Raw genomic sequence first — 13,462 nt, forward strand, 5'->3', positions numbered from 1 at the left:
GAGGTCCAGGACCAGGCCGGGCAGTTCGCGTCCGCCGGCCTTCACTGCGGGTATCGCGGTGCGGGTCTCGGCGGCCTGCAGCCAGGCCACCTCCCGGGCTTCAGCGCGGGCCGACCGCAGGCGGTCCAGTATGCGTTCGTCGACGGCGGCCAGCAGCCGCCAAGCCGTCGGCGTGGAGGCCACCGGGCCGAACACCTCGCGCTGGTCCCGCAGAACGGCCAGATCCGCGATCGCCTCGCCGCCGTCGGCGAGCATCACTGCGAGATCGGTGGCGATCCGGCCCGGGTCATGGCCGGTGCCGCGCGGCCGAAGCGGCCGGAGCACGGTGGAATACGCCGCCGTCAGCCCGGTCGCTTCGGCGAGGTCCGCCAGCAAACGTGCTCCGGCGTGCCCGACCACCCCCGACCCGCCAGTGGACACCACAAGCCGGGGCCTCGAACCGATATCGTCGGGTAGCGAGGGCGCATTTCGGTGCCCTCGCCCCCTCAGAACCGTACGTGCACGTTATCCGCGCATACGGCTCAAGCAAGTCCTGAAGGCTCTTGGGACTATGCAGAATTCCCGTTGCCTGACGCCTTCCGGCGTCGGAGGCACGAGGCATGAGCAAGGCGGAGTTGAGCCCCGTCCGGCGTCTTCGTCCCCTGGTAGGCGATGTGTCGTGCCTTTATCGTTTTCCGGGTGATGCGGAGCCATTGCTCCCACCCGGTTGGGGACTGTGGGGGCTGGTCGGAATGCAGAAGCAGTTGCCCGCAGCACTGGCAGCGGCCCTTTTGCGTCTGGAGCAGACGCATCGTGGCCCGGTCCAGCGGCAGCGGTGCGCCTCTGCGCCGCCGGTTGGCCCAGTAGTCCGTCAAGGCCGGATCGTCTGGGGACGAGGCGCCCTTGACCAACTGGTGCCGGACGATTTTCGTCCAGGCGAACTTGACGAGGTAGGCACCGTTGTCGCGGTGGCCGAATACCCATTTGTCTTCCCGGGCGGTGTTGAATCGGCCGAAGTACCGGCTGGTGATCCAGTGCTTCGACTTCTTCGGATGCCTGTGCAGAGCCCACCGGTAGGTGAGTTGCCACAGATAGGAGTCCAAGGAAGCGAAGACCTCCTTGGACACCACCGTCCGGTAATAGGCCGACCACCCGCGAACGATCGGGTTGACCGCCCGCAAGATGGCGAGAGTTTCCGCGCCCCGCAGGGCACGGACCTCCTCGCGCAACCTGGCCCGGATCCGCCTGACGGCTGCTTTACTGGGCTTGATCAGCAACTTGCCGCATCGATAACGGCGCACGTTGAACCCCAGGAAGTCAAAACCGGTCTCCGCGTGGACGATACGTGTCTTGTCCTCGTTGAAGACCAGACCTCGGGGCGCGAGCCACTCGGCAAGCTGGGCCTTGACCTGCTCAGCCGCATCGCGGCTGTGGCACATCGCCACCAGGTCGTCGGCGTATCTGACCAGCACCGGGGCGTCCGGCATGATCTCTCCGGGCCGTCGGCCCGGAGGGTAATACCGCACACCCGCAGCCGCCTCCATCCCATGCAGGGCGATGTTCAACAGCACTGGGCTGATCACTCCGCCTTGAGGAGTTCCCTCCTCCGTCGCAGTGACTCGGCCGCGTTCCACCACTCCGGCCTTCAGCCATTGCCGGACCAGCCCCCGTGCGGGGAAGGTGCCGAGTTGGGCCAGAAGTCGATCGTGGTCAATGCGGTCGAATGCCGCCGCCAGGTCGGCGTCCAGGATCCACACGCGTTGCGGGTTCTTGCCGTTGAGCGTGTTGTAGATGACCCCGATCGCGTCGTGGCAGCCTCGGCCCGGGCGGAAGCCGTATGACCTCGCCTCGAACCGTGCCTCCCACTCAGGTTCCAGCGCCGCCGACGCGCGGGCCTGATGAGCCCTGTCGATGATCACGGGAATTCCTAGTGGGCGCCGTTTGTGTCCCCCTGCCTTTGTGTCCCCCTGCCTTCGGGATGAACACTCGCCGGACTGGGCGGGCCTGCCAGATACTTCCGCGCCGCTGGATGAAGCGCGCCAGTTCTTCCTTGCCCGGGGCGGTCAGCACGATCTGGCCGTCGATCCCCGCTGTCTTCCGTCCAGTGTTGACCTCCGTCACCCGGCGCAGGCTGACCAGCGTGTTGCTGAGGCTCCGGAGCATCAGTTTCTGCAGGTTCCTGACTCCCGCCAGGTCACCGTCCTTCGATGCCGTGAAGATGCGCTGGCGCAGGCGGCGTACGTTCTTCTCCGCCTGGTCCCAGTCGATACTGTCCCAGTCCGCGAAGAAGTTGCCCTCCGGTCCGTTCACCCCAGCCGTGGCCGCGGCGTCTAACTTGTCCTTCGGTGCTGTCCCGGTTTCCTCTGACCTTTCGGCCTGCCGGCCTTCGCTTCTTGAGCTGTCCTGCCCCGCCGGAGACATCAGCCTTCCTCACGGTCGGCCCACCGCCGCCCATGCCAGAGCGGCGGCCTCCGTCGGGGTTTCCACGTTCCGCGTGTGCGAGATACGACCGGATTGGGCGCCCTCTATATCCCGGGGCGGCGGTGTCCTCCCGGGCGGCATGAAGATCCGCTCGGCGCCTGCCGCGTTTCAGCGGCCCACCCTGCACCCTGCTACCACAACCCACCGGCAGGGCTTTTCTTCACGAGACGTCATCGAGGGTTCACGGGTGTTCGCCCGCCCGGTCTTTCCCTTGCCTGTTGCCACCGGGTGGAACGGCGGCGCTTGGGCTTCTCCCCGGAGCTTCGCCCCCCGCCGTTATCAGCGACGCACGTCCAGGTGGGAACGGATCATCGGACACGGACCCGGGATTACTCTGTCGTCGGCAACATCGCCGACCCCCTCTCCAAGAGCATCCACTCAACACACGCGACCTCGTGTCGCACCTTCACGCAGAAAGTGCCTTCCTCTGGCGACGACAGAACCCCTAGACAAGGTCCATCGTCCCAGCTCAGGAAGGCACTTTTGCGTTTCTACCCAACCATCAGCCGCAACCCAACCGAAACGGCGAGGCTAGACAGCTGGTGTGCCGACGAGAACGCTCTCATCGGCGTAGCAGCATGCGAGTTGGTTAGGGCCTGTCCGGCGGATCTTGCCGGACAGGCCGCTGGTTCCGAGGAGGGCTCAGCGCTTGAGCGTGAAGGTGAAGTCGCCGGAGAGCTTGCCGCTCAGCCGGACTGCCGAAACGAGTTTCCCTTCCGTGATCAGTCTCTCGACCTCGGCCCGCGACAGACCGCAATCTTCAGCGATCAGTCGCACCGGCCACACAGGTATCCGCGCCGCAAAGCGGACCGAGACCTGGCCAGCACCGGCACAGGCGCCCACCGGCCGCGGTGCGTCCGGTGCGGCGGCGGACCGTACGGCGACTGCCAGGCCGGCCGCTCGGTTCGACCCGAGCCGCCCACGTCGCGGCGCCGTACGACCGGATCCTGGAGCAGCTCAGCTGTCTGGCCAGGGTCGTTGTCATGCAGCCGGTCCAGCAGCTCAGGTCGTATGGAGCGCACATTCATCCGCTCCAGGACCGTGAGCTTTGCAGTTTCCGCGCAAGCGGTACAGAGCGCGAGGAGCCAGGCGTCGATGAGCTTGTGGTTTGCGTTGACGCGAAATTTACCGCTTTCTCGGAAGCGCTCGGACGCGCACGCGTGGCAACGGCGGAGAACGAGCGGCAGGCAGGTGGGCACGACTACCCAGTTTTTGAGCACAGAAGTACACCGGTTTCAGTGAGAAGTCCGCAGCAAAAAGGAGCGCGGCGCATATGCGCGACGCGCGACGATTCAGCGCTTGTGAGGTCTCACAGGGTGTACAACGGCGTGTCCTTGACTAGACGACTTGGTTCGGCAGCACGGTAATGGCGCACTGAGGCGCTGTTCCACTGGTTTTCGAGCGCCTCACCGCCAGGTTCTGTCCGGCGGATCATGGGCGGAGCCAGAGATGGATCGAGGCAATGGCGACGGTGCCGTGGAAGACGTAGGCGCGCTTGTCGAACCTCGTCGCGACGGCCCGGAAGTTCTTGAGGGCGTTGATCGTCCGCTCAACTTCGTTCCTCCGCTTGTAGATCGTCTTGTCGAAGCGCGACGGCCGCGACGCCGCCGGCCGTCACGAAGTCCGGCGGTCGGGACTCACCAAGACCCGTGAGCACGAGGAAGGGCACGAGCGCATGACCGCCACCCAGACCGAAAAGGCCACCGACCCGGTCCCCGCCCGGCGGATGCCCCTGCCGGGCGATCCCGAGGACGCGCTGATTGATGAAGCCTGCCGGGACCTGCGCGTCCTTGAACCACCGCCTGCCGGCCGAAGTCCGCCACAACGCGATTGCGTCGGACCGGAACTCCGCACTGTACTTCGAGGGCCGTGCCATGTGGATCTACACCTTCCTGGACCATCAAGATCCATTGTCAGGTGTGTCCACACCACGGGGATCACCTCAGAAAGACCAAAGCCCGTCAGCAGGAACAAGACGATGCGAGCCGTCTTGACCCGCTGAGGCATGTCCAGGGAGCCGTTGGCGTACCCCGGCTGCTGCATGTACCGAACCGGGCGACATCTGAGGCTGCGGAGGGTAACTGCGGGGGCGGCATGTGCGAGAAGCCGAATCCCGGCTGCTGGCCAGGGATGTTGCTCTGCTCGGGTTTTGGGTGAGGTGACTCGTTCATGAGGATCGTTCTCCTTCGGTCTTGAAGCGGCGCGGTCGGATGTCGATCTGGTCGGCAATGGGCTGGCGGTCGAACCGCTACCGGGCTTGGGGCAGGGGGTGGGGCTTTCGCAGGGTGAACGCGTTCGGGGTTGTCGCCCGCGGAGATGAGTGGGGCTGCTGTGCTGTCCGGGCCGACGCCGTGGGTGTCGAGCAGGCCTGGTGTGCACGCTTCGACAGCCTCGGCTATCCGCTTGTTCAGGTCGTCGATCTCCTTGGGCAGGTGCTGAATGCGGCGGGCCAGCGGCCGCAGGGTGTGGCGGGCAGCCGCGACAGGTCCGAAGGCATCCAGGGCTTCCAGCTCGGCGCACCGCTTGAACAGGCGCGGGTTGGTCAGCCCCGTGAGCGACTCGCGCAGGGCGACGTCGGCGGAGCGCCAGCTCTCCGGCCCGGGCTGACGATCCGGCGCCTTCGAAGTGAAGTGCTGCAGGACGGCAGCGCTCGGCTCTCGTTGAAGCGGAGCGCGTACTGGTGAACCGCCCGCCCGCCGCCCGCCCGCGCGGGGCGAGTGCTCGCTGGAAAGCAGTTGCGCTGAACCTCTTGCCGGGTCGACCTGATCTCCCTAATGTGAACCTTCAAATTCCTGGAAGTGCATACAGCAAGCTCTGTTAGGGCAGATTTTTGAACGATCAAATTCATCAGCCACCCGAAGCCTCCATCTTCGCGGTCCCCGGACCGGCTCCCACCCGCGGTCCGATGGTGGGCTACCTCGACTACGCCAGAGTCGGCCCGCTCTCCGGCCCGGCCGTCGCCGCGCTCGCCGCCGCGACCGCGCTCGCCGCCCGCGTCGACCCCGCCGACCTCGACCGGCTGTTCGCCCTCAGCGACGCCGCCCGGACCTCGGCGGCCCGGCTGCTCGGCGCTCGTCGGCACGAGATCGCTCTCGCCCCGTCCACCAGCAACGGCCTGTTCACTGTGGCCGCCGCACTCCACGGCCCCGGTACCGTCCTGGTGCCCCGTGGTGAGTTCCCCGCCAACCTCTACCCCTGGCTTCGCTTCGCCGGCCGCGGCGGCCCCGCCGTCCGCCTCGTCGACCCGGCCGGGCAGCGGCACATCACCCCCGACCTCCTGCGCCGCCACCTCACTCCCGACGTCACCGCCCTCACCGTCAGCGCCGTCGACTCGCTCACCGGCCACCTGGCACCGCTCGCCGCCCTCAAGGAGGTCCTCGGGCCCGGCCGGCTGCTGATCGTCGACGCCATCCAGGGCCTGGGCTCCGTCCCCCTCGAAGCGGACGCCGCCGACGTCCTCGTCAGCGGCGGCCAGAAGTGGCTACGGGCCGGGTGGGGCGCCGCACTGCTACTGATCCGCGACCGGTGCGCCGAGCGCCTGGCTCCCGGGCTCGGCGGCTGGGCCGGCGTCGCGGAGCCCTTCGCGCCGCGGCATCCGGCGCCGCCGCTGCCCGGGGCCGCCGCTCACCTCGCCACCAACCCGGACTTCCCGGCCGCCGCGGCCATCGGCGCAGCCATCGACGACCTGTTCGAGCAGGGCGGCCCGGCCGCCGTCGGCGCCCGTATCCGCGCCACCCTCGCCGACCTGCTCGACCGCGCGCAACGGGCCGGTGCCGACGTCCTGCTGGACGGACTCGGCCCCCACGAGCGCGCAGGCATCGGCACCTTCCGCCTGCCAGGACACGACCCCGCCACCGTCCACCGCACCCTCGAAGCGGCCGGGCTGATCACCACCCGCCGTGACGAGTGGATCCGACTGTCCCCCCACGCCTCCACCCCGGGCGCCGCGGCCGACCTGCTCGCCGATGCGCTCCACACCCTCACCCACCCCACGACCCACCACTCCCAGGAGCCGATATGTCCCACCACCTGAGCCGCCGCAAGCTGCTCCAGCTCGCCACCGCCTCCGCCGCCGGGCTCTCCCTGGCTGCCTGCGGCGACAACGGATCGGGCGGCAACGCCGGAGGCGGCGACGGCGACAGCGGTCACATCACCGTCTGGAGCTGGACCACCGCCGCCGAGGCCCTGCGCGCCGTCGTCCCCTCCTTCGAGCGGGACAACCCCGGTATTACCGTCGAGGTCCAGGACGTCGGCGAGCCAGCCATCTGGGACAAGATCACCGTCGGCCTCGCAGCGGGTGGCAAGGGCCTCGCTGACGTCCTGCACGTCGGTGTCGACTACCTGCCCGGCTACCTGGACAAGTTCCCCGACGGCCTCGCCGACCTGTCCAAGCTCGGCGCCGACCAGCACAAGGACGCCTTCGTCGAGGGCCTGTGGCCGACCGTCATGGGCGAGGACAAGGCCGCCCACGCCCTCCCGTGGGAGGTCAACCCGCTCGGTCTCTTCTACCGGCGGGACTACTTCGAGAAGGCCAAGGTCGACCCCGCCGGCATCAGCAACTGGGACGACCTGATCGCCGCAGGACCGAAGATCCGCGCCGCCAGCGGCGCCCACCTGCTCGGGCTCGACAAGACCGGTGCCACCCAGGACATGGACTTCTTCCAGAACCTGATGCAGCTCCAGGGCGCCTTCTACTTCGACCGCGAGGGCAAGGTCACGCTCGCCTCCCCGGCCGCCGTCCAGGCCCTCACCGTTATCAAGCGGCTCAACGACGGCGGCCTGCTCGCCGACACCGCCGGCCAGGGCACCGGGAAGCGCCTGCTCAGCCAGGGCAAGCTCGCCACCGTCGCGGACGCCGCCTGGGCCGCCGAGTACCTGGCCATCAAGTTCCCCGACCAGAAGGGGAAGTGGCGCGTCATGCAGCCCCCCGCCGCCGTGCCCGGGGGCGGGCGCAGCGCCATCGTCAACTCCACCTATCTGGCGGTCGCCGCGTCCAGCAAGCGCCGCAAGGCCGCCTGGCGATTCATCGAGTACGCGCTCACCAAGCCCGCCGAGATCAACCGGATGTTCGCCTCCGGCGGCGTCTTCCCCGCCCTCAAGACGGCGTACGCCGACCCGAAGTTCAGCGCGCCCCACCCCTTCTACGGCGGCCAGAAAGTGCTGAAGTCCTTCGTCGACTCGCTCGGCTCCAAATCCGAAGCCACCAACTTCACCAGCGACTACACCCGCGCCCTCAAGCTCGCGAGCGACGCCCAGAGCCAGGTGCTGCTCAAGGGCGCCGACCCGGCGAGCGCCCTCAAGGACGCAGCCAAGCAACTCGCCCAGCAGACCGGTCGGCAGCAGGCGGCCTGAGAACCATGTCCCTCGCCCCGTCCGAACGCGCTCCCGCCACCGCCGCCGCCCCGGCCGGCCGTGGCGCCCCCAAGCATTCCGGCCGCGCCCGCCCGGGCCGGCGCCGACTGCTGACCCGCACCTCCGTCCCGTACCTGCTGATCATGCCCGCGGTGCTGGGCTTCGCGATCTTCAAGGCGTATCCCATCGCCGACTCGCTCTGGATCAGCCTCACCACCGGCAACGGGGACGACCGGCACTTCGCCGGGCTCGCCAACTACCGGCGTCTGCTGGACGATCCGCTGTTCTGGACCGCGCTGAAGAACACCGCGCTGATCCTGGTCGTCCAGGTGCCGCTGATGCTCGGCCTCGCCCTGCTCGTCGCCCTCGGCCTCAACTCCACCAAGGTGTGGCTGCGCACGCTCTGGCGGCTCGGCGTCTTCGTCCCCTCGCTGACCGGTCTGGTCGCCGCGGGCGTGATGTTCTCCGTGATCCTCAACCATGACGCCGGACTGCTGAACTGGGTCCTCTCCGGGTTCGGTGTCGACCGGGTGAACTGGCTCGGCAGCCCCTCCTGGGCCCGCGTGGGTGTCGTCCTGGTCCTCACCTGGCACTACACCGGCTACAACGCGGTGCTGTACCTCGCAGGTCTGCAGGGCATTCCCAAGGAGCTGTACGAGGCCGCGATGGTCGACGGCGCCGGTCCGATCCGACGCTTCGTCTCCATCACCCTTCCCCAGCTGCGGCCGATCCTGCTCCTCACTGTGGTGCTCTCCACCATCGGCACCCTGCAGCTCTTCGACGAGCCGTACGTCCTCACGGGCGGCGGCCCCGACAACGCCACTTTGACGGTCACCATGTACCTCTACAACAACGGCTTCAAGTACTTCGACTTCGGCTACGCCTCGGCCCTCGCCTACGCGCTCGCGCTGATCGTGTCCGTGCTCGGCATCCTGCAGGTCCGCCTGATGGGAGAGCGCCGGTGAAGCCCCGCGGCCCACTGCTCACCCTGCTGCTCGCGGGCGCCTTCGGGCTCTGCGTCGGCCCGTTCTACTGGCTCGCCATCGCCGCCACCCAGGACGACAAGGACGTGTTCTCCTGGCCGCCGAAGCTACTGCCCGGCGGCCACCTCATGGACAACCTCCGCGGGCTCCAGGAGTCCATCGGGCTCACCCGCGTCCTGCTCAACACCGTGCTGGTGGCGGGCGTCCAGACGGTCGGCGCGGTCGCCATCTCGGTCCTGGCCGGCTACGCCTTCGCCAAGTTCGACTTCCGCGGGCGCAACCTGTTCTTCGTCCTGCTGCTCAGCACCCTGGTCATCCCCGACACGGTGATGCTGATCCCGATCTTCCAGATGATGATGGAACTGGGCCTGATCGACTCCTACCAGTCCGTCATCCTGCCAGGCCTGGTCACCCCGTTCGGCATCTTCCTGATGCGGCAGGCACTGCGCTCCATGCCCGACGAACTCCTGGACGCGGCCCGCGTCGACGGAGCCGGCGAACTGCGGGTGCTGTGGCGGATCGTCATCCCGGTCAACCGGCCGGTCATCGCGGCGCTCGCGCTGTTCGTCTTCCTCGGCAGCTGGAACCAGTTCGTCTGGCCGCTGATCGCCCTGCGCAGCCCCGAGATGTACACACTGCCCGTGGCCACCGCCACCCTGCAGGGGCTGTCGACCACCAACTACGCGCAGGTCCTGCTTGCCGCCGCCATCGCTGCCGTCCCCGTGATGGCCCTCTTCCTTGTCCTGCAGCGCCAGTTCATCTCCGGCCTGCTGGCCGGGGCCACCAAGGAGTGACCACCGTGACCACCGAACCACGCCCCGTCGGCGAGGGCACCGAGAGCCCGCAGGTGCTCACCGAGCCGGACACCGCCCCGCAGCAGCCTGTCCCGGCCTGGCGCCCGAACACGCCGGCCGGGGCCACTCCCGACACCGTCGGCCACCGGCAGCTCGCCACCGGCCTGCTCCACTCCACCGGCGCCCCGCTCACCGTCCACCTCACCGGGCTCGGCTGCGACCGGCTGGAGACCGCCGTCACCCCTGTTGGCGACGGCGTGGCCCTGATCGAGGTCACGGCGGCGGCCGGGGCCGCCGTCCGAGCCGAATGGCGGGTCCCCTGCCTCGGGGCCACCGCCTACTGGACCCCGGACACCAACGCCTCCCGCTGGCTGCCGCCGTCCTGGATCGCCCCCCGGACCGTCTCGCTCGCCCTGGGCACCCCCGTCGCCAGCCTGGTCGGCACCGACGACCGTGCCCTGTGCACCGCCGCCGTCGACGAGACCTCCGCACCCGTGCGCGTCGGCGCCGGCGTGGTGGAGGAAAGCGGCGAGTTCGCCTTCACCGTCGAACAGGACCTCACCCCGGACGGGCCGCCGCTGCGGCTGCGGATCGACCTCAGCGGCCGCCACTTTGCCGCCACCCTGCAGGCCGTCACCGCCTGGTGGGCCGAAGGCCTGCACCACCCCGGCATCGCCCCCGCCGCCCGGATGCCCGCCTACTCCACCTGGTACAGCCTCCACCAGAACGTCGACACCGCCGCCGTCGAACGCCAGGCCGCCCTCGCCGCAGCCGTCGGCTGCGAGAGCATCATCGTCGACGACGGCTGGCAGACCACCGACCGCGCCCGCGGCTACGGCCACTGCGGCGACTGGGAGCCCAACCCGGCGACCTTCCCCGACCCCGCGTCCCACGTCGCCGAGGTCCACCGGCTCGGCCTCGCCTATCTCCTGTGGTACGCATTGCCGTTCATCGGCCGGCACAACGACGCCTGGGACCGCTTCAAGGGCATGATCCTGCGCGAGGAGCCCCACCTGGACGCGGCCGTGCTCGACCCCCGCCACCCCGAGGTTCGCGCCTACCTGGTCGAGAAGGTCTCCCGCGCCGTAGAGCAGTGGGACATGGACGGTCTGAAGCTCGACTTCATCGACCGCTTCGCGGTCACCGACGCCCCGCCCGCCCCGGCCGGCGCCGACCGCACCGCCGTCCACGAAGGCGTCCTCCAGCTGCTCGCCGACCTCGACGCCCGCCTGCGCCGCACCCGGCCGGACGTGATCGTCGAGCACCGACAGCCGTACGTCAGCCCAGGGCTGTGGCCGTACGCCACCATGGTCCGCGCCACCGACTGCCCGCTCAGCCCCGCTGAGAACCGCCAGCGCACCGTCGACTGCCGACTCACCGCAGGCCCGCTCGCCGTCCACGCCGACATGATCATGTGGAACTCCGCCGACACGCCCGAGTCCGTCGCCGTCCACCTCGTCAACGCCCTGTTCTCGGTGCCGCAGATCTCCGTCGACCTCGCCGCCCAAAGCCCTGACCAGCTCGCCACCCTCCGCTTCTGGCTCGGTGTCTTCCGCCGGTACGCCGATGTCCTCCAACTCGGCGTCCTGGAACCCGTGCGACCGGACCTCGGCTACCCCCTGGTCCGCGCCCGCGACCACCACACCACCGTGGTCGCACGCTACGCGCCGCTGCCGGTCGCCCTCCCGGGCCGGCACGCCGCAGACGGCCCGCAGACCCTGCTCGTCGCCAACGCGGACGGCGACCCTGTGGTGCTCCTGACCGCCACCCGACCGGAACAGGCCCTCGCCCGCGTCCAGGACTGCCGTGGTGAGATCCTGTCCGAGACCATGCTCGACCTCGTCGCCGGGGTGAACTCGGTGACGGTGCCGACCGGTGGCCTGCTCACCCTGACCCGCGAGCACTGACAACCCGGGGGCTGGGGGCGGCCACCCGCCGCCCCCAGCCCGCCGACCACAGAGGAACGATGACTGCTCGACAGGTGACCATCGAGGACGTCGCACACGCGGCCGGAGTCTCCCGCCAGACCGTCTCGAACGCCCTCAACGCACCCCACCGGCTGCGCGCCACCACCCTCGCCCGGGTCACCGCCGCCATCGACGAACTCGGTTACCAGCCCGACCAGTCCGCTCGCAGCCTGCGCACCGGCACCCGCAAGGTCATCGGCTATCCCGCCCCCGCCGACAACCCCGCCGACCCCAACCCCCTGATGGGCGGCTTCCTCCAGGCGCTGGTGACCGCCGCCGACGCCGTCGGCCACCGCATCCTGGTGTTCCGCTCCGACCCCCAGCAGGGCGCCGGAGCAGTCGCCAGGTCCTTCAACGGCCTGATCGCGGCCCGCCAGGTCGACGGGTTCGTCCTCTCCGACGTCGTCCACGACGACCCCCGCGTCGACGTGCTCACCGAGGCTGGCTTCCCGTTCGCCGCCTTCGGCCGCACCGCCCCCGGCCGCCCGCAGAACTGGGTGGACATCGACTCCACCGCCGCCACCGCCGCACTGGTCGGACTCCTGCTCGACCAGGGCCACCGCCGGATCTGCTACCTCAACTCCGCCGCGTCCCTGCCCTGGCTCGCCGACCGCAGGGCCGGCTTCCTGCAAGCCGCGGCCGCCGCCCCCGACGGCGCCTTCGAGGTCGGCGTCCCCGACGACGACCCGGCCGCGCTTTCCCACGCCGTCCAGCGACTGCTCACCGGCCCCGACCGCCCGACCGCCCTGGTCTGCGCAAGCGACTGGCTCGCCCTGACCGCCTACCAGGCCGTCCGCGCCGCGGGCCTCGCCGTCGGCGACGACGTCGCCGTCACCGGCTTCAACGACATCCCGCTCTGCACGCTGCTCCAGCCCGCCCTCACCAGCGCGCGCCTGCCCCTGGCCGCCATCGCCCACGTCCTCGTCGACCGGCTGATCACCGCCGTCGAGGACCCCGCCGCCGCCCCGGCGAGCGGGCTGTTGCTTCCTGCGGAGCCGGTCGTGCGCGGCAGTACGCCAGGGCGGTAGCGGCGGCCGCCGGTCGTCACGCCAGCTCGGCGGCCTTGCGCAGCAGGACCGACCACTCGCGGAGGTTGCGGCACAGCCGGGCGGCGAGCTCCAGCTCGGCCCATGCCTCGGCGGTTCGGCCGAGCCTGACAGGCAGCTTGCCGCGCACCGTCGGGAGCAGGTGCGACCCTGACAGGCGCCCGGAGACGGCCGGCCCGTCCACGATGGACAGCGCATCCTGCGGTCCGTTCGCCATTGCCACGGCGATGGCCCGGTTGAGCTCGACTACGGGCTGAAGCCTTCTGGAGCTGCGTCGACCGGGCCTGCCGCCGCTCGGAGCGGCGGATCAAGGCGGCCGGCTTCCTGAGGGAGAAGTCCGTGCGGGCGTTCGATTTCGACGCCAACCCGAACATCGTCGCGGCGACCATCCACACCCTCGCGAGCTGCAAATGGATCAAGAAGAGCCAGCCGCTCTGCCTGTGGACCGAGACGTTCACGGATCCGCGGCTCTGCGCGGCAATCGTCGACCGACTCACCTTCAACGGCACCATCATCGAGACACGCACCGACTCCTACCGACTCGCCAGCACCCGAGCCCGAGCCGAGGAGCCCGCCAAAACGAGCCGACCCCTGCCGGTAATGACCAGATCGAGGAAAACAATGCAAGGTGCTCGCGGCGCATCGTCCAGGATGGCCGCTATGACCCACGTGATCGAAGCCCCCCACGCCGAGGACGCCGAGTCTCTGGGGCCTGTGCAGTTGAGGGCCTGGCTGGAGACGTATCCCAACGAGGAGGCAGGGATAGACGAGAGATGGATACGTGAGCACCGAGGCTCCTCCGCTACCGCGGAAGGGATCGCTCAGTGGCGTGAGTTCATTGCGGCAGCGAAGCAACGACC

At 69.4% G+C, this 13,462-nt stretch carries 12 protein-coding genes and 3 pseudogenes; 8 read left to right on the forward strand and 7 right to left on the reverse strand.

Annotation, left to right across the window (positions count from 1 at the left end; all coding sequences use genetic code 11):
* The 6 genes and pseudogenes from ACFVYE_RS46465 to ACFVYE_RS46490 form a co-directional block, all read right to left on the reverse strand.
* Positions 1–444: transposase (locus tag ACFVYE_RS46465; RefSeq protein WP_389609603.1), on the reverse strand; the 444-nt coding region annotated here is incomplete at its 3' end.
* Positions 445–548: 104 nt separating this feature from the next.
* Positions 549–1,898, reverse strand: a complete 1,350-nt coding sequence (locus tag ACFVYE_RS46470; protein WP_389609589.1) for a reverse transcriptase domain-containing protein — start codon at positions 1,896–1,898, stop codon at positions 549–551.
* On the reverse strand, positions 1,846–2,400 hold the full coding sequence (locus ACFVYE_RS46475) for a reverse transcriptase N-terminal domain-containing protein (RefSeq protein ID WP_389609591.1): 555 nt from the start codon (positions 2,398–2,400) through the stop codon (positions 1,846–1,848). The genes ACFVYE_RS46470 and ACFVYE_RS46475 overlap by 53 nt, the downstream gene beginning before the upstream one ends.
* Before the next feature lie 702 nt (positions 2,401–3,102).
* A pseudogene (locus ACFVYE_RS46480) lies at positions 3,103–3,680 on the reverse strand (DUF1062 domain-containing protein).
* A 211-nt stretch (positions 3,681–3,891) separates the two neighbouring features.
* Positions 3,892–4,059: pseudogene (locus tag ACFVYE_RS46485) on the reverse strand (IS5/IS1182 family transposase); the annotation flags it as partial.
* Positions 4,010–4,336 carry a hypothetical protein gene (locus ACFVYE_RS46490; protein ID WP_389609593.1) on the reverse strand — a complete coding sequence of 109 codons (327 nt, stop codon included), beginning with the start codon at positions 4,334–4,336 and terminating at the stop codon, positions 4,010–4,012. The gene ACFVYE_RS46490 and the pseudogene ACFVYE_RS46485, both read right to left, overlap by 50 nt.
* 475 nt (positions 4,337–4,811) lie before the next feature.
* Here ACFVYE_RS46490 and ACFVYE_RS46495 point away from each other — a divergent pair, with 475 nt between their 5' ends.
* The 7 genes from ACFVYE_RS46495 to ACFVYE_RS46525 all read left to right on the forward strand — a co-directional run bounded on the left by ACFVYE_RS46495 (position 4,812) and on the right by ACFVYE_RS46525 (position 12,584).
* Complete coding sequence (locus ACFVYE_RS46495) at positions 4,812–5,144, forward strand: hypothetical protein (protein ID WP_383977959.1); 333 nt, start codon at positions 4,812–4,814, stop codon at positions 5,142–5,144.
* A gap of 146 nt (positions 5,145–5,290) precedes the next feature.
* Positions 5,291–6,493 carry an aminotransferase class V-fold PLP-dependent enzyme gene (locus tag ACFVYE_RS46500; RefSeq protein ID WP_389609595.1) on the forward strand — a complete coding sequence of 401 codons (1,203 nt, stop codon included), beginning with the start codon at positions 5,291–5,293 and terminating at the stop codon, positions 6,491–6,493.
* A complete protein-coding gene (locus tag ACFVYE_RS46505) occupies positions 6,478–7,812 on the forward strand; it encodes an ABC transporter substrate-binding protein (protein WP_389609597.1) in 1,335 nt (444 codons plus the stop codon). The genes ACFVYE_RS46500 and ACFVYE_RS46505 overlap by 16 nt, the downstream gene beginning before the upstream one ends.
* A 5-nt stretch (positions 7,813–7,817) precedes the next feature.
* Complete coding sequence (locus ACFVYE_RS46510) at positions 7,818–8,777, forward strand: carbohydrate ABC transporter permease (RefSeq protein WP_383977968.1); 960 nt, start codon at positions 7,818–7,820, stop codon at positions 8,775–8,777.
* On the forward strand, positions 8,774–9,589 hold the full coding sequence (locus tag ACFVYE_RS46515) for a carbohydrate ABC transporter permease (RefSeq protein WP_383977971.1): 816 nt from the start codon (positions 8,774–8,776) through the stop codon (positions 9,587–9,589). The genes ACFVYE_RS46510 and ACFVYE_RS46515 overlap by 4 nt, the downstream gene beginning before the upstream one ends.
* Positions 9,590–9,594: 5 nt before the next feature.
* Positions 9,595–11,496: a glycoside hydrolase family 36 protein gene (locus tag ACFVYE_RS46520; RefSeq protein ID WP_383977974.1), complete on the forward strand. Its 1,902-nt coding sequence runs from the start codon at positions 9,595–9,597 to the stop codon at positions 11,494–11,496.
* Between the two features lie 59 nt (positions 11,497–11,555).
* The gene (locus ACFVYE_RS46525) at positions 11,556–12,584 is read left to right on the forward strand and encodes a LacI family DNA-binding transcriptional regulator (RefSeq protein ID WP_383979202.1); all 1,029 of its coding nucleotides are present in this window, start codon (positions 11,556–11,558) and stop codon (positions 12,582–12,584) included.
* A gap of 16 nt (positions 12,585–12,600) precedes the next feature.
* On the opposite strand, the gene ACFVYE_RS46530 is transcribed toward ACFVYE_RS46525, so the two are convergent.
* Positions 12,601–12,819: a hypothetical protein gene (locus tag ACFVYE_RS46530; RefSeq protein WP_389609601.1), complete on the reverse strand. Its 219-nt coding sequence runs from the start codon at positions 12,817–12,819 to the stop codon at positions 12,601–12,603.
* A gap of 53 nt (positions 12,820–12,872) precedes the next feature.
* Here ACFVYE_RS46530 and ACFVYE_RS46535 point away from each other — a divergent pair.
* Positions 12,873–13,178 (forward strand): annotated as a pseudogene (locus ACFVYE_RS46535) (ATP-binding protein); the annotation flags it as partial.
* Between the last annotated feature and the right edge of the window lie 284 nt (positions 13,179–13,462).

It is taken from the genome of Streptomyces sp. NPDC058239 (genome assembly GCF_042882185.1).
Taxonomy (GTDB): Bacteria; Actinomycetota; Actinomycetes; order Streptomycetales; family Streptomycetaceae; genus Streptomyces.

Bases quoted from the DNA above. Each gene is read 5' to 3' on its own strand.
- ACFVYE_RS46530 (WP_389609601.1), bottom strand. From the start codon at position 12,819: ATGGCGAACGGACCGCAGGATGCGCTGTCCATCGTGGACGGGCCGGCC.
- ACFVYE_RS46475 (WP_389609591.1), bottom strand. From the start codon at position 2,400: ATGTCTCCGGCGGGGCAGGACAGCTCAAGAAGCGAAGGCCGGCAGGCC.
- ACFVYE_RS46510 (WP_383977968.1), top strand. From the start codon at position 7,818: ATGTCCCTCGCCCCGTCCGAACGCGCTCCCGCCACCGCCGCCGCCCCG.
- ACFVYE_RS46505 (WP_389609597.1), top strand. From the start codon at position 6,478: ATGTCCCACCACCTGAGCCGCCGCAAGCTGCTCCAGCTCGCCACCGCC.
- ACFVYE_RS46490 (WP_389609593.1), bottom strand. From the start codon at position 4,336: ATGGCACGGCCCTCGAAGTACAGTGCGGAGTTCCGGTCCGACGCAATC.
- ACFVYE_RS46525 (WP_383979202.1), top strand. From the start codon at position 11,556: ATGACTGCTCGACAGGTGACCATCGAGGACGTCGCACACGCGGCCGGA.